Below are 20,844 nucleotides of genomic sequence, written 5' to 3'. Positions count from 1 at the left end.
CACATCTAAGTAAATGTGTCTTGTCGTATTTTTGATTCAGATGGTTCTATTTTAATACTAATAGAATAAATAAAATTACTTCTATTTTACTGCTTTAGTTCTAATTAATACCTAGCTCAATTATGAGACACGCATAGTTGGCAAGCTTAGGATAATCTAATAATCAGTTTCTGCTGGTTATTTAAAATAGTAAATCTTATGCATAGCGTGTTAGACATAAAGAATAAACCATTATCGGTACTTGTTGTTTGTACTGGTAATTTGTGTCGTTCACCTATGGCGGAAATTATTCTTCGTGAAAAGATTCGTCAGCATAAGTTGAATATCCTTGTGAGTAGTGCAGGCACACTTAATGTGATTGGAAAAGATTACCCAGAGGAAAAAGCATTACAAGCTGTACAGCTCTGTGGGTATCAATCAGAAAAGAACCAAGTCAGAAAAATCACACAACAAGACTTTATTAAACATGACTTTATCTACGCTATGGATAGAACCAATCTCGCTGATCTGATTGACCATTGTCCGCCAGACCAGAAAAGCAAGTTGATGCTGTTTTTAAGCCATGCACAAAGCTCGGAAAGAGAAGTTCCAGACCCTTATCGTGGTAGCAGTGAGGTTTTTCGTAAAACCGCATTACTAATTGAGTCTGGCGCTCAGGGTTTAGTGAATTATTGGCAGCAATCTGGTTTGGGATGTTCAAACACTAAAGTCGGTTGCCGAGAAATGGTTGTTTGATCAGAGAAGAATTGAATCAGACTAGCATTCATATTGAAGTTATTAGGTGTTGAATATAGATGGTTGCTAAACCAAAGAATTAGTTTTGATTTAATGATTTCTTATTAACTTTGTTGTGATTATGAGTAAATCTTATCGCAAATCTAATTTCCGATAAGTAAATATTCTCAATCATGAGTCAAGGGTTGAAATATCTTTGAAATCTCCATGATTGAAATTAAATAGGAAATTACACTATAACGAAATGATTCAGTATTTGCTTATGTACGTGTTCCTTAATTAAGGAATGCTGGTTTTTTGTTGCCTGAGTTTGGTGGAAATCATTTTTTAAGAGGATGTAGGGAAGTGAAAAAGGTTCTAATCGTATTTGGCACGCGCCCTGAAGCGATCAAAATGGCGCCTTTAGTACAACAGCTCCGCCAAGATAGTCGTTTTATGGCAAAAGTGTGTGTAACAGGTCAGCATCGAGAAATGCTGGATCAGGTGTTGGAACTTTTTGCAATCACCCCTGATTTTGATCTGAACATCATGAAACCTGGGCAAACACTGAATGGTGTTACCAGTAAAATTCTACTTGGCATGCAACAAATATTGAGCAGTGAGCAGCCTGACGTGGTTTTAGTCCATGGTGATACCGCAACGACCTTTGCTGCATCTTTAGCCGCTTATTACCAACAGATTCCGGTTGGGCATGTGGAAGCAGGGTTAAGAACAGGCAATATCTATTCGCCTTGGCCTGAAGAAGGGAATCGCAAACTAACCGCTGCTCTTACGCAGTATCACTTTGCTCCCACAGAAACTTCACGCGCGAATTTACTGCAAGAAAACTACAGTGCTGAAAATATTTTTGTTACCGGAAATACCGTCATCGATGCTCTGTTAACTATCCGCGACAAAATCCGCGGGGACGCGGATCTGCAAGCGACCTTGGATAGCCAATTCCCGATGCTCGATGAGAGCAAAAAAATGATCTTAGTTACGGGACATCGTCGTGAGAGCTTTGGTGGTGGTTTTGAGCGTATTTGCCAAGCGTTGCTCAATACCGCAGAGCAACATCCTAAATGCCAAATCCTTTATCCAGTACACCTTAACCCGAATGTGCGTGAGCCAGTGAATAAGCTGCTCAAAGGTGTCAGCAATATCGTGCTGATTGAACCTCAGCAGTACTTGCCTTTTGTCTATCTAATGGATCGCGCACACATCATTTTGACCGATTCTGGCGGTATTCAAGAAGAAGCGCCTTCGCTTGGAAAACCAGTGTTAGTGATGCGTGAAACGACAGAGCGGCCAGAAGCCGTTGCTGCGGGAACGGTGAAATTAGTTGGCACAGACCAACAACAAATTTGTGAAGCGTTGAGCTTACTTTTGACCAATCAGCAGGCTTATCAAGCGATGAGTCAGGCGCATAACCCATACGGGGATGGTCAGGCATGTCAACGTATCGCGGACATTTTAGCGAAATAGACTCATCAGGGGATGAAAGATGTTTAGTAAAGTTTCAGTGATTGGCCTTGGATATATCGGTCTGCCAACAGCCGCAGTATTGGCCTCTCGTGGTTTAGATGTGGTTGGGGTCGATGTTAATGCACATGCGGTTGACACCATCAATAAAGGTGAGATTCACATTGTTGAACCTGATTTGGACATTGTGGTACGCAGTGCAGTAATGACGGGCAAACTGAAAGCCACCTTAACTGCAGAACCAGCAGATGCTTTCTTGGTTGCGGTTCCGACTCCTTTTAAAGGTGATAATCACGAACCTGATCTTAGTTACATCGAAGCGGCAGCGAAAACCATTGCTCCAGTACTAGCCAAAGGTAACTTAGTGGTTTTGGAAAGCACTTCGCCTGTAGGCACTACTGAGAAGTTGGCGCAATGGCTAGCGGAAGCTCGCCCAGACCTCACTTTCCCACAGCAAAAGGGCATCGCTGCAGATGTGAAAATTGCTTATTGCCCAGAGCGAGTACTACCGGGTTATGTACTGCAAGAGTTAGTCAGTAACGATCGCGTGATTGGTGGGGTAAGCAAAGCCTGTAGCGAAAAAGCAGTAGCGCTGTACAAAACCTTTGTGAAGGGCGAGTGCATTGTGACCAATGCGCGTACAGCTGAAATGGCTAAGCTGACGGAAAACTCCTTCCGTGATGTCAATATCGCATTTGCCAATGAGTTATCACTGGTATGTGACAAGTTAAAAATCAACGTGTGGGAATTGATCCGTCTTGCTAACCGTCATCCTCGAGTCAGCATCCTGAATCCTGGTCCTGGAGTTGGTGGCCACTGCATCGCCGTTGACCCTTGGTTTATCGTTAACAGCTGCCCAGATGAAGCGCAACTGATCCGCACCGCTCGTGAAGTAAATGATGGCAAACCACATTGGGTTGTTGATCAGGTAAAACAAGCAGCTGATCAGTTTAAAAAACCAATCATTGCCTGTTTAGGTCTAGCGTTTAAAGCGGATATTGACGACTTACGTGAAAGCCCAGCAATGGAAATCACTCAACAACTAGCGAAAGAGCAAGTCGGACAACTGGTTGCAGTAGAACCAAACATTACCGAATTACCAAGCAAGCTTTCACAGCAGGGGCTTGAGTTAGTTTCTTTAGAGCGTGCTCTAGAGCTAGCGAATATTGTGGTGGTGCTGGTTGATCACAAAGAATTCAAAGCTGCAGACAAAACCGAGTTCGCCAAGAAAGTCGTGATTGATACTCGCGGAGTGGTGGCATGAGTTTGCCGAGGTCTGACTGTTCAATAAAGTCTTGTTAGTTAGAACTCTAGTGATAAGTAAAGTTGACCATCTTTTTTTTAGATGGTCAGTCTTCCCCAAGTGTTGTTCATTTAATACGATTGGAATCGAACGAATGAAAAAAGTGTTACTGATCATGCCTATTTCGACTCTCAACTGGGGAGAAAAAAATGCTGGTGGTGTGGATTCAGTATGCCAGATGTTGGTTCGTGAGTTAGCGAAGTGCACTAGTCATTATTTCTATAGAGTGCTCGCTTTTGATCCTTTTTGTGAGGTCAAGTATACAGGCGAAGTTATTCATCTCTCGGAAAATGTTGAGGTTGTACTCTGCCCATCAAATGAGAAAAGGATAATTCCATTACCAGGTATTATTTCTACAAACTTGCGTGTGCTAGAACAAGTAAAAAACTTTAAGCCAGATATTGTTCACACTCATATTGCACCTTGGCTTATTGGAGTTAACAAACACTTAACAAGAATAGCTACACTGCATTCTTACAAAAAAATAGGCAGAAAGTCAGTTTCCAAAGCAAATGACTTCTTCCATGTAAAACTCATACCTTGGGTTTGTAATGGATATATAGATCAATACACTTGCGTAGGAAATATTATTAAAGATAGCTTGCTATTAGATACCAAAAAACCAATCTCATTAATAGAGAATCCAATTGCAAATGAGTATTTCACATATAATAGAAATTCCAAGAGTAAAAATAAAATAACACTTGTGACATGTGCGCTAATTACAAGAAGAAAAAGAATTGAAAAATCTATAGAACTCATCTATTTATTAAAAAGCAGAGGGGTTAAATCTCTCTTGAATATTATTGGTCCTGTTTCTGATAATGAATATTATAAAGAGCTTATTCAAAAAGTAGCATCGTTTGGATTAGCTAATGAAGTTGATTTTTTGGGAGCGATGAATAGTGAAGAAATTGTCGAAATTTATAAATCTTCAGACTTTGGAGTGTTTTGTTCTGAAGAGGAAACATTTGGTTTGGCCCCTATGGAAATGCTGGCCTCTCAGTTACCTTTAATTACCACTAAAGTTGGAGTGTTTAAAGAGAGATATTCTGAATTTAAATCGCTAGGTGTTGTATTTTTTGAAGATATAAAAAATGATGAAGAATTGCTTAGTTTTTTTATTGATAACAATTCTAAAAAATCATCTGAAATTGCCAAATATATAGGAAGTAGTTTCTCGGTGTCTGATGTTATTAGACAATATGAAAATCTATACTCTAAGGTAATAGTGTGATAGCTAGTTTATTTAAATATGCCCCAGTACAGGTTTTTTCATCTCTCTGTTTATTTGCTCTAATTGCAGTACAGACACGGTTTCTATCTGTTGAAAGTTACGGTGTTTTGGCTATTGTTATGGTTTTCTTGGAAGCGATTAGAGCAATTTCATCACAATGGTTAGTGGTTACATTGCTGCGTTTTTATCCTGCTGCAAATTTACAAGAGAAAGCCAAATTAGTATCAACTACCTGCTTTGCATCTTTAGCTCTTTCTATCCCGGCTTTAATTGCAATTTTCATTGGTTTATATTTTTATGAGCTTTTTTCAGTAGAGGTATTCATTTCTTCTTCATTACTTTTATCAATGAAGATTGCTTATATTTATAAAGTGGAACTCTGCCGGCTAGAAGAAAATACGAATAAGTATAGAAAAGGAGTTTTGATTAACTCTTTAATGTCGATCATTATTTCTTGGTTAATGCTTTATATTTGGCCTGGCATTACGATGGCTATATTATCATTGGCATTTTCAAATTTTTTATCATTATTTTTTTTTAAATGACTCAATAAAGTTTAAGTTTGAGAGAGAAACATTTAATAATATCATTTCTTATGGACTTCCTATAATGATTTCAGGTGGAATGATAGCAATTGGTTCACGCTTAGATAGATTATTTATTGCGAAGAATATTGGTCTTGAAGAGACTGGTATCTATTCTGCTTTTTCGAATACATTAATGGGTGTTATCAGCTTGGTATTTATGGTTGTTTCTTTGCCTTTATATCCTGAATTGGCTAGAAGTGCTAATGATAAATATGAATTACTAGGTAAACACCAAAATTACTTAGATATACTTTTTGCTATCACTTTACCATCTCTCATTGGGATTTGTGTTATTTCAGAGCCACTTGTTAAGATTTTTTTGTCTCAGGAATATTTGACTCAAGGCATTGAATTGTTCTGGATTTTAGCTGTTTCCGTATACATATATAACTTTAAAATACACTATATAGACCATGGGCTACAATTTATAAATAAAACAAAATACTTCCCATTTGTAGCATTTATTTCAATATTAATTAATTTTCTGTTGCTATACTTTACATTAAACTATCTAGGTGTTTATGGAGCTGGATGGGCAATACTTATTTCCAATACGATGGGAATTGTTTTGACGATGTTCATCGCACTGCATTTTGGTTATAGATATAAAGTTGGAATTAACTTTATTAAAGTTATTCTCTCATGTGGGTTAATGTTATTAGCTTTAGTCTTAAAAGAAAAATCCTACCCAAATTTGGATTCATGGATAGATATCTCGATGTCAATTTTTATTGGGGTTTCAGTTTATAGTATATCAATGTTTTCTTTTAATACCATGAAAGTAAGGGATATTTTACTTAAGCGAGTGGTGGCTAAATGAGCGAAAAGTTTATTTTTTACTGGCTATGTGTTGTTTTATCTCTTGCTTATTTTTTGGGGCATATCTTTTAGAGGTGATTGGAATTCAATATGTCTCTGAAGGTGGTTTTGTTTTATTTAAGATACACGTTTATTCTTACATTCTGTTAGCTATATTTTTGTTAAATCTAGCTAGAATTGGTGTGAGTGGTTTTCTTCATAGGCTGGGAAATGTAAGGAAATATTGGTTAATGGCAATGAGTGCCACGATTATTGTTATGTGCTATGGCCTTTATAGATTTGGGACATCAGGCATGGCATATATGATTGATACTATATTCTCACCATTAGTTCTTGTGTCTTTGGTTATTAGCTTAAATGATAAATATAAAGAAACCCTTATTCGTGTAATGGCATGCTTCATTTTTATAAATTCACTTTTAGCTATTTTGGAATTTATTCTTTCGAAAAGTATTATACCGGTTGAGTTTTCAAGTTTTTCATTTTTTCGCTCTACCGCTTTTATGGCTCACCCTTTAAATAATGCGCTAATTACAGCCACATTGGCTTTAGCATTGAGTGATAAAACAAAAGTTCCACCCATAATATATATATCTACCGCACTTCTAGCTCTTTTCTGTTTTGGAGGGAGAGGTTCTATGGGGGCATTTGTTATCGGTCTGATAGTGGTTTCATTACCTGCACTTTATCAGTTTTTAACTATTGGTGTTAAAACGTCAAAAATGAAACTAGCTGTAACTCAATTAATTGTTTTTATTTGTGTGATTTTTTTGATTTACATTGTTTTGTACACTGGGATATCAGAGAGAATACTGAGCAAGTTGTATGTTGATAATAGTGCTCAGGCCAGATTTGATGTTTTTATTCTATTAGATGAGCTATCTTTCGGTGAATGGATTTTCGGCGCGTCTCGACAATTTCTAGATAATATTTTCTATATATCTGGAGTGTTGGTTGTTGAGAATTTCTTTATTGATTGGATTTTGAAGTTTGGCCTACCGCTTGCTGTATTATTAATTTTTGGATTATTAGGCCTTTTTATGCATTTAACTCAATGGAAAATGCCTTTAATGGTGATGATTGGTGTCTTTATTCTCGCAAGTATTACTAACAATTCTTTAAGTGTTAAGACTCCTGCAATACTCTTTTTGATGTTGGTGCTTTCTGCAAATTATCAAATGCATAGGTATGAGAAATGAAGAATGTTTTATTCGTTCCTGGATTTGTTTGTGATACATGGTCACCTATTGAAAAATATACAATAGATTTAGCAAATGAGTTGCGTGATGAATGTAATGTAATTTGGTTTGTACCGTCGATTGAATCACCATCTAATAAATTTAAGCATGAGGAAAGTCGTTTTAGCCTTTCTAAACCATTGTTTGTTGATAAAATAAAAGATGATAATCTTAGACTGTATTATTATTCTTTCTCTAAATGGGATTTTCATAATTTTTTTTTATTTACTAAAAAATATCATTGCAGAAAATAAAGTTGAATATATTTATGTTCAATTTGGTTATGAACGATATCTAATTCCGATAATTGCAAAATTGTTAGGCGTTAAAGTTATCTATCATGAGCATGGTTATCCTCCTGCCTTGAAGTACCCTCGTATTAGAAAAATATTCTACAGTTTATGTGTTGATTCATTTTTGACAATATCTAAGTTTGTTGCGAAAGAGTTGCCACCAAGCAAACCAGTTGAAGTTGTCTATAACTCTATAGATGTTAAAGAGAAACATAAAATTCAAGAAGAGAAAAAAGAATCAGCTAATCTGAGAACAACACTTTTATCTGGTGGCTACGATAAAATCGTAGTTATGGTTGCAGCATTTCGTGATATGAAACGACATGATTTGGCACTTGAAGTTATTTTAAATGTAAAGAAGAAGTCAAATCTTAAAATAAAATATGTATTTCTTGGTGTGGGTAAATTATTTGATTTTTATTCATCAGAAGTAGAAAGATTAAATCTACAAGAAGATATTCTTATGCCAGGCCATGTTAATAATGTATCGGAATATTTGTCTGCTGCTGATTTAAGTATGCTTACCTCTTTAGCTGAACCATTTGGCGTATCACTACTTGAGTCGATGAATTATATGCTTCCTACGTTGTCATTTTCATCTATGTCTGCAAATGAAATTATTGATGATGGCATCAATGGTTTGCTCATCCCTCTAGGAAATACAGAAAAATATGCAGAAACGATCATTGAAGTACTCTCTAATGAAACATTGGCTCGTACTCTTGGGGAAAATGCTTATGAAAAAGTTTCTGTAGCATTTAGTAATCCTGCGTGGAGACGAAAAATAAAATTTAGCTTCATGGAGGCGATGAAATAGATGTTTACCAGTTCATTTTATGTTAAAGCTCCGATCTGGCTGCAAAACCTGATGCTTTCGCTACGGGCGTTATCGCGAAAAATGATCAGAGAAAATAGCGAGATGTATGCAGTGCTTAAAGAAATTCAAGAAAATGAATTTTCTAAAACGCATTTAGCGCAATATCAACAACAGCAATTACAACAAACATTAGTGAATGCATGCGAAAAGGTACCGTATTATCAGCATTTAGGATTACAGAGTGGGTCGGGAATTGAGGCTTTCCCATATCTGGATAAAACGATATTACGGCACGAGCATGAGCAGTTTATTTCAAGCGTTAAGCCTTCTGTAGTGGTACATGGTGCAACCAGCGGTACAACAGGAACACCTCTCACTATATTGCAAGATATGCGCTCAGTAATTCGTGAACAAGCTTTTGTCGCTAGACAAATGGTATGGGCGGGTTATCGAAAAGGTGATAAAAGGGCGTGGATTCGTGGTGACATGGTCGTTCCGCTGAGTCAAAAACAAGGCCCATTTTGGCGTTACTCTTGGTTTGAGCAGATGATTATTATGTCCTCATTCCATCTTACCCCTAAAGCGATGCCCAGTTATTTGCAAGCAATGGTCGATTTTGGTGTAGAGGTTATTCAAGCTTACCCTTCATCGATTGCAGCTCTAGCACGCTATTTGGAAACGAATCAAACCTATTACCCATCCAAACTGAAATCGATCATCACCTCTTCAGAGTCTTTGTCTGAAGAGGATAGACAAGTGATCGAGACACGTTTTGGTTGCAAAGTTTTTGATTGGTACGGTTTATTTGAGCGAGTAGCGGCTATTGGCCAATGTGAACATGGACGTTACCACCTGCTATCGGATTATTCTCAGGTAGAGCTAGTGGAGGCGGGTCAAGGTCGCTATGAATTGATTGGTACTAATTTCAACAATCATTATTTCCCATTGATCCGTTACAAAACTGGCGATCACGTTTATCTATCGGAAAATGAAACCTGCCCCTGTGGACGAATTTTTCCTGTTATTGATCGTATTGAAGGACGAATAGGTGATTATTTGATTGGTGAAGATGGGCAAAAGGTTCATATCCTTAACCATATTCCTAAAGGTGTCGCGGGTATTATTGCTTGTCAATTTGTCCAACATAAGCGTCAAGAGATCATTGTTAAAGTTGTTGCGGATTCTGAATTGTTTGATACGGAGCAGCAGAAAATACTGATCGGTAATACCCAAGCACGTTTGGGTGCAACGATAACGGTAACAGTAGAAGTTGTAGTGGAACTTCAACGAACGGCGAATGGCAAGATTCGTCAAGCGATTTGTACCATCAAGGATGTGATGTGAGAAAAACGATTAATTTAATGGTAGCCACTGATCGAAAAGGACAAGGTGGTGTGGCGACAGTTGTCTCGACTTATGCCGAGTGTGGGTTTTTAGAGGCAAATCAAATTCGATTGATTGCCTCGCATTCAACGCTAGATCAAGGTGTTAAGTGGCGAATGCTACTCCGCTTTATTTTTGCTTTGGTGAACTTGGTTTACTGCTTTGTTTTCTATCGTGTGGGTTTAGTTCATATCCATATGTCGTCACGAGGTAGCTATCGTCGTAAAGCGGTGATAGTCCGTTTAGTTAAGGCACTGAAAGGGAAAGTCATCATTCATCTGCATGGTGCGGAATTTCGTGATTATTATCGTGATGAGTGTGATGAACCGTTACAACGCCATATTCAACAAACATTTGTCATGGCGGATCATGTTTTAGTGCTATCAACTCAGTGGCTGACATGGATGAACCAAGTAGTTGGTCGAACCGAGAGGGTTTCTGTGCTCTATAACGCAGTACCAAGTTTGGAGTTAGATCGCAGCCAAGTTCAGCCTGGACGTGTTGCATTTCTTGGGCGTTTGGGCGCACGTAAAGGGGTGGGCGATCTTATTCAAGCATTTGTTCAGGTGAAACAGCGTTACCCTGATGCACAACTTTATCTCGCAGGTGATGGGGAGATTGAAATCTACAAAGCAATGGCAAACCAATTGGGGCTCAATGGTTCTGTGCACTGTCTTGGGTGGATAGCGGGGGAAGCCAAAAACAAGTTACTGACCCAAACCGATATTTACTGTTTACCCAGTTACAACGAAGGCTTTCCAATGGGGGTAATAGAAGCAATGTCTGCTGAAATCCCTGTGGTTGCGAGCCGAGCAGGAGGAATCCCGGATGCGATTACCGACGGTGAGCAAGGCCGATTGATTGATGCGGGTGATATAGATGGTTTAGCACAAGCTTTGGGTGATTTGATTGAGCAACGAGCAGAAAATCAACGCTTAGCCGAAGCCGGTAAGCAAAAATTTACCGAAAATTTTTCTTTGCAAGCAGTGATACCGCGTTTGCAAAGTGTCTATGACGAGTTATTGAAACAATGAAATCACGTACGATTGCCGATATCAGCCAATGTTTGCTAGATAAAGCACGAACAGAACAATTTGCTGGGTATGACCCTTTTGATGGGCTCAACTCAAGTTGGTTTTCATGGATGCCAGTGAGTAAAGATTCCACTTTTGGTTTGGCTTGGATTCAGCTTTTTAAGCGTTCGCCGATCAACCTTCGGCCATGGTTTGGGGTAAGTAAAGCTCGCAATCCTAAGGGTGTCGCTCTATTTATTCTTGGGTTGATCGAACAGTATTTAGTTACTCAAGATAAAACCTTGCTCGAGGAAGCAGAGCAACTCGCATTGTGGTTGATTACTCAACGCTGTGATGAGCAACAATGGCATGGAGCTTGTTGGGGGTATCACTTTGATTGGAAAGCTCGTGCTTTTTTTGTACCTAAAGGCAAGCCTAATGTCATTACTACGGTTTATGTTAGCCGAGCCCTGCATCGATTAGGTAATCTCCTTGGGCGAGCGGATTGGGTGGAGCTTGCGCTTAGCAGTGGTCATTTTATTGCTCGTCATTTACATACTGAAAATGAAAGTGGGGAGTTTTTTGCCTACATCCCAGGTGAAAGTGCTTTTGTGCATAATGCCAGTCTATGGGCTGCTGCTTGGCTAACTGTGGTTGGACGTGAAATCGAACGTTCTGACTATATGGCACTTGCTTTGCGTATAGCTAGAAATAGTGTCAGTGCGCAGGCTGAAGATGGGAGTTGGGCATATGGGACTCGTCACCACCATACCTTTATTGATGGCTTTCATACGGGGTACAACTTAGAAGCCTTGCACTTGATGCGCACCGCTTTATCGACCTCTGAGTTTGATAGTGCAATTGAGCGTGGCTTGATTTTTTACAAACAGCATCTTTTTGAAGTGGATGGTACAGCTAAGTATTACCACAACAACCCTTATCCATTAGATCCACATTCCGTATCGCAAGCGATCATTACCCTACTAATGGTGGGGGGGAGCGAAAGTGATAAGCAATTGGCGAATCAGGTGATTCAACGCGCAATACAGACTTTGTATATGCCTGAGCGAGATCAGTTCGTTTATCAGCGCAACAAACATTGGGTTAACCGAATTCACTATGCTCGCTGGACTCAAGCGTGGATGTACTTTTCTTTCCGTTTTTATCTAAGAAATAATGAGGAACACAACCTTGCAACGAATTAATTTTCTCGGCAGCCCAATGGATGTGGCTTCAATGAGTGAAACTGTCGGATTGATACGCGAGCGTATTCTACGCCAAGAATTCACTCAACATGTTGTCGTCAATGTAGCGAAATTAGTCAATATGCGCTCAGATTTGGAATTGGCTCAATCCGTGAAAGAGTGCGATATCATCAATATTGATGGAATGGGCGTTGTCTGGGGGGCTCGATTTGTGGGCCATAAAGTACCAGAACGTGTAGCTGGTGTTGATTTATTCCTTGAATTAAATGCTATGGCTGCCACTGAACAGTTGCCAGTATTTTATCTTGGGGCCAAACCTGAGATTGTTGAGAAAACGGCGGCGGTCATGCAGGAAAAGCATCCTCAATTAATCATGGCAGGATACCACCATGGTTACTTTTGGGATGACGAGCAAGCCATTGTGGAGAAAATTCGCCAATCTGGAGCAAAACTGCTTTTTGTCGCAATTACCTCACCCAAAAAAGAGAATTTCATCAATCGCTGGAAAGAACAGTTAGGCGTTTCTTTTGTCATGGGCGTTGGTGGAACATTTGATGTCGTCGCTGGGCATGTTTCTCGTGCTCCACTTTGGATGCAGAAAGTGGGTCTGGAATGGTTATATCGTGTATTGCAAGAGCCTGGAAGAATGTGGAAGCGCTATTTAAAAACCAATACAAAATATGCATGGTTATTGATCATGGAAAAGTTTAACTCTTCGAAGGAGAGATAAAACGTTGGTTGGTTTTTAGTATTTATAAAGAATATTATGATTGTTTTAATTTAAGTATTAATTATTAGATTTGATATTTTACATTTGTCTTATTTTCGATAAATACAAATGCTTTCATAAAAGGGTGATGTATTTTCTATAGTTATCAATTAGCCTTGTTGTGAAGTTGTGTTGTGTACCAATACCTATATAAATGGTTGTCTAAATTCAAGGAATAATTATGAACATACGTCATTCATGTTTGGCATCATGCCTAGCATTACTATATTCAGCGGCTTCTTTTGCAGAAGTTAATTGTGAAACACTACCTCTTATTGAGGCGGATATTACATTAAACCAGAGCCAAGTTGCGAGTACTGGTGGTTACATTTCAAGCCAGTTAGATATTGCAAATGAAAGCTGTGAAAGCGTTAAGTTTAAGTACTGGCTTTCAGTCAAAGGTCCAGAAGGCATGTATTTCCCTGCAAAAGCAGTAGTTGGTGTTGATACTGCTCAGCAAGAATCAGATGCACTAAGCACCGGCCGCATGTTGAATGTAACCCGTGGTTTCTGGATTCCAGAATACATGGCTGATGGTAAATACACAGTATCGCTACAAGTTGTTGCTGAAAACGGTGAAGTATTCAAAGCTGACGAAGTATTTGTGAAAGGTATCGAGCTAAATAGCCTGCCAGATATTGATGGCTTGACTGTAGAAGTAAAAAATCAGTTCGAAATTGCTAGCGTTGAAAGTGAAGGTGGATATGTACCATTTACTATTGCGCTTCATAACGGACGTGAAACTGATGCTGAAGTAGAATTTTGGATAACTGCTGTTGGTCCGAATGGATTGATTATCCCAGTTAACTCTAGAGAAAAAATGACTGTATCAGCATCAACTACATATTCAAAAGTACGTGGTATTTTGATGGATAAAAGTTACCCTGCTGGTGAGTATGTGATTAATACTCAAGTTGTTGACACTGTCTCAGGTAAAAGAGTTGAAGAGTCGATTACTGTAGTAAAAAAATAACAGAGTAGTTTCTTCTTACTCCATTCATGGAAGAACCTCGACATAGTGGTTCTTCCATTTTTTATATACAAAATCTACACTAAATATTATGTGATCACTTTACTTAAATAATTGCTAATGAAAGCACCTAGATTCTTTTAAACATAAAACCATTAATATCTTCTTAAAAGCTATTCTTTTATGGTGTTTGAGTCGGTTATATTATCATATAACCTAGAATTATTATTGATGGTGACTGAAGTACTTTTAGTGTCTATTGATGTGAATTGGCTGTAAGGCGTTAATTGGTATTGATTATTCGCTATATTCACACCATCGAAAGAGACATTTTTATCCTGAGTATTCGTTCTGATTATTGCTTTATATTGATTTTCAATATTACTTCCAAAATAAATGTTAGAGAAATGGTTTTCTTTAACTTGAATGTTTTTAATGGGCTTGTTTGCGTCATCATGCTTGCTGAAGCTTTGTAATCGTATGCCTTGCTGAATGGTATCAAAGGTATTTCCAATAATAGATATGTTTTCCCATTGAATAATTTTTGTTGTTCTAGAGTTTGGATAAATGTTGATAGCAAAACCATGGATATCATAGAAGCGATTGTTTATATAAGAAACATCTGAATAATAACTAACTTCATTTGATGTACCATTGATATGCGCAAAAAGATTATTTTTCACTTCAGCTCCACGAGTGTCAGCTCGTGCCGATAGCTTTAATTTACATCCAATAAATTGGTTGTTATCAACAATGATATTTTGTGTACCAGCCATCTCGGTACCGACGGTTGCTTGAGTGGTTGTTACTTGAGCGCATTTTTCGAAGCGATTATCACTGACGGTGATCGACTGTGATCCCGGAGAGGCTGAGTTATCCTGACTTGCAGTAGTAATACGTAATGCTGCATCACCGAATCGATGGAATTGATTTTGAGTCACTAAAGAGCCTTTGGTGCTACCTAGATAGATGCCTTGTTCCCCCCATATTGGATTCTGATCCCCGTCGTTTAATCCTTCAAAAATAAGTCCCTGCAATTTAAGATTTTGTGTGTAAAAAACACTTAATAAATATTCCCCACTAAAACCAGAACATTTCTTCAACTTGCTATTTGCTAGACCAATAATTTCGATGTCATTTTTTTCTTTTAAATAAATGGTCTTGCAAATCTGATATTCACCAGAAGGAATGACAAGAATATTACCATGTTCTAATTTATTCAGTGCATTTTGAAAAGCAATTGAATCATCTATGCCATCATTCGCTATTGCGCCAAATTCTGTGACTTCAAGATAAATTGGCTCGGCTGAGATAGAAAACCCAAGTAGAGCGAGTGAACATAAAGTGTGATTCAAGGCATTATCCTCAGGTTTTCTGATATTGAATGTATATTAGCACAATACCTTAGACTCTGATGAAAATAGAAATATCTTCAACGAACCTCTTTTCTTCTCAACTTTGAGATGTCTCATTACTGAGGCGGTCAAATAGGCTTGACGTATTGAATTACTTAATGTGCGTATTGATAATTCCGTCAGGTTGTTATTTACAATCCAATTTATACCAGTTTCTAGGTCTCAAATAATAATTAATAAAACAAATCAACCAGATGCATATCTTTATGTGTCTGAATAATGTCGTATGCATTAACACTACGTAGAGGGAGTCTTCCAAATGACATCTCATTATATTGCTCTGGCTGTCGGCCTATTGTCGTTAAGTGGTACAGTTGCTCACGCCACGATCAATGATGCTGAAGGGTGTATTATCAGTCGTCTTAATGGCGAAAAATATTGTTTAAAGGCGGGAGAGCGCTCTGGTTACTCACTGCCTAATTGGATTTATGCTCATCCTGTGGATGTGCAAGCACCTAGCGGCATCTCTGTCATGCTCAGTGATTGGGATAATCTTTCTTATAATCGTCTCGCCGTATTTAGCAGCTATACCGGAAATGAAGATCTTAAGAATGTGAAAGCCTACAATGGCGCTTATTTAGATTTTTCCAAACCGCGCTCAATGCGTGTGCTTGCTTCTGAAGTCTATCCAGAAGCCTGTATTGTAAGCCGCCAAACAGGTGAACGATTCTGTTTGAAAGAAGGTGAGCGTTCGGGTTATTCACTGCCTGCTTACATTTACGGGCATGAAGTTGATATTGAAGCGCCACAGGGTCTCGGTGTGATGCTTAGTGATTGGGATAACCTCTCATACAACCGTCTTGCCGTATTTGGGGGACAAACCAAAAATGAACAATTGCGTGCAGTAACGGCATACAACGGCGAAGTTCTCGACTTTTCTAAACCACGTTCAATGCGTGTTGTACCTTATGAGGGGGATAGTTCAGCCCTGAACATGAAACTCAAATGGTCTTGGCAGGGTAGCACATTCTTAGCTAACTCAAATCAAGTCATGGTGACGCCAGTTGTGGCGCAACTGAATGACGATAATGGCGACGGTAAAATCGATGAGAAAGATGTTGCTGATCTCGTTGTCGTGACGTTTGAAGGGAACAAGTACGCGAATGGCGGTTTAGTGCGTGCTTTAAGTGGTATTGATGGCTCTGAACTCTGGAATTACGCCAACGGTGGCATCATTGCAGATGCGCGTTATTCGCCAGCAATCGGTGATTTGGATGGTGATGGGATTGTTGAAATCGTCACTGCTAATAATCGTGACCAATTCATTACTATTTTGGACAATCAAGGCAATATCAAAAAACAAATCCCAACCACCGAGAGTGGCTGGCGAATTGTCGGCGATATCACTTTGGCTGATCTAGACAATGATGGCAGCATTGAGATCCTCGCGGCAGACGGTGTATATAACTATCAGACTGGCTTGGTATTTAATCATGCTTGGGCACCATCATCGATCAACGTTGATGTGGATGGCGATCAGCAACAAGAAGTCTTTTCTGGTGGCACGCTGTTCCAGAATAACGGTGCTATCAATTGGCAATATCAAGCAAATGATGCGGTTTGGTTCTCTTCTCTCGTGAATTTAGATAATGATGCAGAACCTGAAATCGTTGCCTCTGTGCCTGCTACGTTTGCCACTGGCGAGAATTCGCGTTTCGCAGTGCTAGAACACGATGGCAGCATCAAATGGGAAATTAACAATACTGCGAACCCTGGCGGTGGTGTACAAGCGATAGCGAATTTCCTTGGTAAAGCTAAAGCAGTTGAAACCAGTGAGTTCTCAAAAGTTTATGGCTATCAGCCCAATAACAAGCCGACCTCAATCGATTTAGCGGTGGATGGTAAAGTCTATGTGCGTTCTGGTTATGCGATCGATGCGATTGGTTCTTCGACTTCAACGTTAGTTGGTGGCACAGGAGGTCATCTCAATACGCCTGTGAATGTCAAAGATATCAAAGCGATTGATCTTACTTGGGGTAAGTATTACTGGGGCGGTTATCACTTGCTCGCACTCGATTTTAGAATGAGTAATGGTAGTGTGATTTCCATGGGGTCTAAAAACTACGCCTACTCAAAACAAACTGAACGTTTTAACGTACCTACAGATAGCCGCATTAAAGGTATTAAAGCATGGACTGCAGGTTGGTTATTAGATGGTGTTCAGTTTGAGCTAGCAACACAAAATGGTACCAATGATCTGGATGTGAAAGGTATCGTGTACGCGGGTTATGCTGCTGTTGATATGTATAACAGCAAAGGTGAGCGCGTTTGGTCGGTAGCTAACGATGATACAGGTAGTGGCAAAATCGGTGTATCAGCCTATGACTTTGATGGTGATGGTATCGATGAAGTGCTCGTTCAAGATCATGCTCGTGTACGAGTGTTGGATGGTAAGACAGGTAAAGAACGTGCTTCCTTAGCACATTCAACCGCGACATTGTGGGAATATCCGGTTGTTGTTGATCTGGAAGGTGATAACAACGCAGAACTGATTGTGGCATCGAACGATTTTGATCGCCAATATTCGATTAACCATGGTGTTTATGTCTACCAGTCAGCAGATAGTGCAAAACCTTGGAAAAACGCAACACGTATTTGGAATCAGCATGCGTTCCATCTCACTAACATTAGTCAAAGTGGGATAATTCCAACTTACGCAGAGCCTAGCTGGTTAAGCCACAATACTTACCGTTCAAGCACTTTGCGTAACGCTGTCGGTGGAGAGTCTCCGATCTTCGGTTATTCAAATACACAGCAATATCAACGTGTTGTAACGGCTGATAATCAGATGTTCCTCCGTTCTGGATTCGCGATCGATGCCATTGGTACTACAACCAACAATCTGGTTGGTGGCCCGGTAGAGGGCACTAATGGTGGTGTATTAAGAGCACCTATTGCATTGGATCAACTTCAATCTGTGGAAGTGACCTCTGGTCTTTATAATTGGGGCGGTTATCACGTAGTAGCCATTAAGTTCAATATGAAAAATGGTTCAACCGTACTGTTAGGCTCTACTAACTATGCTAGCAATAAGAAAGTAGAAACTTACACTGTGCCTCAAGGTAAGCGTATCAAACAGATCAATGTCTGGACTGGTGGTTGGTTAGTCGAAGGCTTCCAATTTGTTTATTAACTTAGTCTGTTCAGTACGTTAGTTTTCTCTGTACGATAAATTGATAAACCAAAATGCCCCGAGTGTTCGGGGTATTTTTTTATACGAAGATGGCGTCTAGTTTATCGGGGAAGAGCGGACTACGCTGGGTGTACCAATGGCTTGATAACACAAAACATCACTAACTTTGCCGATGGATTTATCTGTAAAAAAACAAACGTTATTTCAATGGAGAGTGGGCAGCACGACCTTGGTGATTTTGATAATTATTGGAATGAAAAGGGAGAAGGTTCCCCCCTTGTTTGATTTCTGCCTTATTAAGTCACACGTGCTGGTCGGCGTTTGGGTGTCGGCAGGGTCATGCTCCAATTCGCCATTAACAAACAAAAAAGAAAGTAGAGCGTTGTTGCAGGCGCTTGTAATGGGAAGTCGACACTCATATGCATCAGCATACCAATGATCGCCATCAAGCTTCCTAAACCAATACCACGCATGGTCGCATTACTTCGATGGCGAAAAGCCTGTAAAGATCGCCAAGCACAGAATAGAACCATAATCCCCAATAAACAGATGGCTACAAGACCGGATTCAAGGGTAAATTGCACGTAATCATTGTGTGCATGATCGTAAAATAAAGCGATTTTACCTTGGTTATAAGATGGAAATGTGGAGTAGAAAGTACCATTACCAAATCCTGTAAATGGGCGTTCTTGAATGGCTTGTATAGCGTCATGAACCACGTCATCGCGAGACTCACTTTGTAAACTGGTTTCTGCTAAACGTTGGCGGACTTTATCTAAACCAAACCAGTTACTGACCACGAAGGCATCAACAATAAACAAGCTAACAATGAGTATGTAGATGCTTTTGGGCTTGTGTCGATAAAACAGTAATAACAGGACACACCCTACACTCAGTGCGACAAAAAATGCCATGTTTCCCATTCTTGAACGAGTTAGCACGAGTGCGATTACCATAATCACGAGTCCGAGACGGATAAAGGCTTTATCGGAAAGTGTAATAGTTAGCAAATTCTTGAATGTGTTTTTCCAACCTGATTGATTTTGGTGGCTTAGCTGAGCAATCAATAGGCCAAATCCAAGGCAGAGATTGAGCATGAGAAAATTTGCTAAATGATTGTGGTAAACAAAACTGCCCGACGCCCGTTGGTTTAAAGGAAGCGAAAAAACAGGGGAAGTGTGGAGTTCGAGCAGTAATACCACTCCTGCATAAAAAGCTTGGCAAACACCACTGGCAATCATCGTTGTTGCCAACATCTTTAGCTTCTGAGGGGTATCTATCAACAACGCGGCTATCAAGCAAACCTGTAAGTAGTGCAGCGACTTGATGGTGGAAATAAAAACCAGCCCAGAATCGGGTGACAGAGCTAAACTTTGCCAACTTTGTATCCATGACCATAGAGTAAAGAATGCAACAGGAATGAGGATGAGTTGTGCGCGTTTGATTGCTTGTTTCCACTGAATTGCTGGGATGGTGAATAAACAAGCAATCAGCAAACAAGCACCGAAAATTTCATTAAGTGACCATGCCCAAGGTCTATTACTACCAAGTGGGATCGGTAGCCAGAAAACAAACAATAAGAAGGCAAGGAGAAGAGGCTTGTGGAACAAAAGCATAAGTGAGTCTGCTCAAAATAGCGGTTTACCCATCTTAATCGTAGAAGCAGAGTTATAGGTTACATAGAGATGACTATGCTCCAAACAATAGCGCATTGACGCTATGTTTGGGGGATCTAGCGATATCCTGTCTGCCACTTCAAATAGTTTGGATATAAAGAGTTACGATCAGTTAGGCGAAGCGGTGCCGCCATTGTTGCCATTTCCAGTACCAAAGGTATTGGTGTTTCCCGGAGCAAGCGCAACAGGCGGTGGTGTGGCAATACCTGCAGCAGAAGGCTCAGTAATAGAGCCAGGATCTGCACCACCGGCGATCGCGGCAATAATGATTTCAGTTGGATCCATGAGTCCAGCGTCCGCAATTGCATCAACAATTGCCTGTGCAAGATCTTGTGGTGCGTTTTCAATTGCGGCTTGAACAACATCTGCACGCTGTTCTTGCTCTACACTTCTCACCGCGTCTACTGCTCGCTGTACTAGCTGCTCGGCAGGAACATTCTGAAATAGTACGGTATAGATTTCTCGAGCAAGCTGTGGATTTAAATTTGTTGCTAGTGAAGCAATCTGCAACGACTTCTCAGGACAGGTTGACATCAAAATCGATACTGTCCCAACCAAATCTGTCGATTGATTTAAATAGCCATTTAGCTCTGTGTCGTTAGAACACACGGCACTGTCGAGCGGATTTGAAGTGTTTAATTCAGTTTCAGCTAAAGCGTAGTGACCTGAGAACAGACTGATTAAGGTTATTAATAGAACTTGTTTCATAATGGATGGTATCCACTTCATTATTTTGAGTGATTCTAATCCAAGGTGATAGCAAAGTGATTTTTGAATTAATAAGTTTTCT

General features: G+C 39.6%; 17 protein-coding genes. 14 read left to right on the top strand and 3 right to left on the bottom strand.

The genetic code is table 11. From position 1 onward, the window contains the following. Nucleotides 1-216: 216 nt before the first annotated feature. The 13 genes from D908_RS01700 to D908_RS01750 all read left to right on the top strand — a co-directional run bounded on the left by D908_RS01700 (nucleotide 217) and on the right by D908_RS01750 (nucleotide 13,833). Entirely contained in the window at nucleotides 217-735 is a 519-nt protein-coding gene (locus tag D908_RS01700; RefSeq protein ID WP_032467773.1) for a low molecular weight protein-tyrosine-phosphatase, read from the top strand. 345 nt (nucleotides 736-1,080) lie between these two features. Beyond that, nucleotides 1,081-2,199, top strand: coding sequence for a UDP-N-acetylglucosamine 2-epimerase (non-hydrolyzing) VpsA (gene vpsA / locus D908_RS01705; protein WP_005527378.1), 1,119 nt, complete (start codon nucleotides 1,081-1,083; stop codon nucleotides 2,197-2,199). 19 nt (nucleotides 2,200-2,218) lie between these two features. Beyond that, nucleotides 2,219-3,460, top strand: a complete 1,242-nt coding sequence (gene vpsB, locus D908_RS01710; RefSeq protein ID WP_000491997.1) for a UDP-N-acetyl-D-mannosamine dehydrogenase VpsB — start codon at nucleotides 2,219-2,221, stop codon at nucleotides 3,458-3,460. Nucleotides 3,461-3,593: 133 nt separating this feature from the next. Further along, nucleotides 3,594-4,736, top strand: a complete 1,143-nt coding sequence (locus tag D908_RS01715) for a VpsD family glycosyltransferase (protein WP_005527376.1) — start codon at nucleotides 3,594-3,596, stop codon at nucleotides 4,734-4,736. Further along, the gene (locus D908_RS22805) at nucleotides 4,733-5,281 is read left to right on the top strand and encodes a polysaccharide biosynthesis protein (RefSeq protein WP_235047399.1); all 549 of its coding nucleotides are present in this window, start codon (nucleotides 4,733-4,735) and stop codon (nucleotides 5,279-5,281) included. Before D908_RS01715 ends, D908_RS22805 begins: the two co-directional genes overlap by 4 nt. Then, complete coding sequence (locus D908_RS22800) at nucleotides 5,205-6,143, top strand: oligosaccharide flippase family protein (RefSeq protein WP_338131528.1); 939 nt, start codon at nucleotides 5,205-5,207, stop codon at nucleotides 6,141-6,143. Before D908_RS22805 ends, D908_RS22800 begins: the two co-directional genes overlap by 77 nt. Nucleotides 6,144-6,168: 25 nt before the next feature. Beyond that, nucleotides 6,169-7,341: a VpsF family polysaccharide biosynthesis protein gene (locus D908_RS01720; protein ID WP_032467767.1), complete on the top strand. Its 1,173-nt coding sequence runs from the start codon at nucleotides 6,169-6,171 to the stop codon at nucleotides 7,339-7,341. A 201-nt stretch (nucleotides 7,342-7,542) separates the two neighbouring features. After that, nucleotides 7,543-8,490 (top strand): glycosyltransferase family 4 protein, encoded by a 948-nt coding sequence (locus tag D908_RS01725; RefSeq protein WP_005527372.1) that lies wholly within the window; start codon nucleotides 7,543-7,545, stop codon nucleotides 8,488-8,490. Next, nucleotides 8,491-9,834 carry an exopolysaccharide biosynthesis protein VpsH gene (vpsH, locus tag D908_RS01730; protein WP_005527370.1) on the top strand — a complete coding sequence of 448 codons (1,344 nt, stop codon included), beginning with the start codon at nucleotides 8,491-8,493 and terminating at the stop codon, nucleotides 9,832-9,834. Further along, nucleotides 9,831-10,907 carry an exopolysaccharide biosynthesis glycosyltransferase VpsI gene (gene vpsI / locus D908_RS01735; RefSeq protein WP_005527368.1) on the top strand — a complete coding sequence of 359 codons (1,077 nt, stop codon included), beginning with the start codon at nucleotides 9,831-9,833 and terminating at the stop codon, nucleotides 10,905-10,907. The genes vpsH and vpsI overlap by 4 nt, the downstream gene beginning before the upstream one ends. Further along, nucleotides 10,904-12,091, top strand: coding sequence for an exopolysaccharide biosynthesis protein VpsJ (vpsj, locus tag D908_RS01740; protein WP_000842356.1), 1,188 nt, complete (start codon nucleotides 10,904-10,906; stop codon nucleotides 12,089-12,091). The genes vpsI and vpsj overlap by 4 nt, the downstream gene beginning before the upstream one ends. After that, a complete protein-coding gene (gene vpsK, locus D908_RS01745) occupies nucleotides 12,063-12,821 on the top strand; it encodes an exopolysaccharide biosynthesis glycosyltransferase VpsK (protein WP_032467766.1) in 759 nt (252 codons plus the stop codon). The genes vpsj and vpsK overlap by 29 nt, the downstream gene beginning before the upstream one ends. Nucleotides 12,822-13,041: 220 nt before the next feature. After that, nucleotides 13,042-13,833, top strand: coding sequence for an RbmA family biofilm matrix protein (locus D908_RS01750; protein WP_005527366.1), 792 nt, complete (start codon nucleotides 13,042-13,044; stop codon nucleotides 13,831-13,833). A gap of 170 nt (nucleotides 13,834-14,003) precedes the next feature. On the opposite strand, the gene D908_RS01755 is transcribed toward D908_RS01750, so the two are convergent. Next, nucleotides 14,004-15,185 (bottom strand): right-handed parallel beta-helix repeat-containing protein, encoded by a 1,182-nt coding sequence (locus tag D908_RS01755; RefSeq protein ID WP_005527364.1) that lies wholly within the window; start codon nucleotides 15,183-15,185, stop codon nucleotides 14,004-14,006. Between the two features lie 319 nt (nucleotides 15,186-15,504). On the opposite strand from D908_RS01755, the gene D908_RS01760 reads away from it, so the two are divergent. Continuing rightward, on the top strand, nucleotides 15,505-18,378 hold the full coding sequence (locus D908_RS01760) for a beta-prism lectin domain-containing protein (RefSeq protein WP_005527360.1): 2,874 nt from the start codon (nucleotides 15,505-15,507) through the stop codon (nucleotides 18,376-18,378). 296 nt (nucleotides 18,379-18,674) lie between these two features. On the opposite strand, the gene D908_RS01765 is transcribed toward D908_RS01760, so the two are convergent. Further along, a complete protein-coding gene (locus D908_RS01765) occupies nucleotides 18,675-19,994 on the bottom strand; it encodes an O-antigen ligase family protein (RefSeq protein ID WP_005527355.1) in 1,320 nt (439 codons plus the stop codon). 168 nt (nucleotides 19,995-20,162) lie between these two features. Then, entirely contained in the window at nucleotides 20,163-20,762 is a 600-nt protein-coding gene (locus tag D908_RS01770; protein WP_000815789.1) for a hypothetical protein, read from the bottom strand. Nucleotides 20,763-20,844: the final 82 nt, after the last annotated feature.

Source organism: Vibrio mimicus CAIM 602 (assembly GCF_000338875.1).
Lineage (GTDB): Bacteria > Pseudomonadota > Gammaproteobacteria > Enterobacterales > Vibrionaceae > Vibrio > Vibrio mimicus.
Note: the sequence above shows the minus strand (reverse complement) of the source record. Positions and strands in the feature narration are given on the sequence as shown.

Coding starts and splice junctions, on each gene's coding strand:
- D908_RS01760 (WP_005527360.1), top strand. CDS start 15,505: ATGACATCTCATTATATTGCTCTGGCTGTCGGCCTATTGTCGTTAAGT.
- D908_RS01725 (WP_005527372.1), top strand. CDS start 7,543: ATGATAATCTTAGACTGTATTATTATTCTTTCTCTAAATGGGATTTTC.
- D908_RS01765 (WP_005527355.1), bottom strand. CDS start 19,994: ATGCTTTTGTTCCACAAGCCTCTTCTCCTTGCCTTCTTATTGTTTGTT.
- vpsH (WP_005527370.1), top strand. CDS start 8,491: ATGTTTACCAGTTCATTTTATGTTAAAGCTCCGATCTGGCTGCAAAAC.
- vpsB (WP_000491997.1), top strand. CDS start 2,219: ATGTTTAGTAAAGTTTCAGTGATTGGCCTTGGATATATCGGTCTGCCA.
- D908_RS01715 (WP_005527376.1), top strand. CDS start 3,594: ATGAAAAAAGTGTTACTGATCATGCCTATTTCGACTCTCAACTGGGGA.
- D908_RS01720 (WP_032467767.1), top strand. CDS start 6,169: ATGTGTTGTTTTATCTCTTGCTTATTTTTTGGGGCATATCTTTTAGAG.
- vpsK (WP_032467766.1), top strand. CDS start 12,063: ATGAGGAACACAACCTTGCAACGAATTAATTTTCTCGGCAGCCCAATG.
- D908_RS01770 (WP_000815789.1), bottom strand. CDS start 20,762: ATGAAACAAGTTCTATTAATAACCTTAATCAGTCTGTTCTCAGGTCAC.
- D908_RS01750 (WP_005527366.1), top strand. CDS start 13,042: ATGAACATACGTCATTCATGTTTGGCATCATGCCTAGCATTACTATAT.
- vpsj (WP_000842356.1), top strand. CDS start 10,904: ATGAAATCACGTACGATTGCCGATATCAGCCAATGTTTGCTAGATAAA.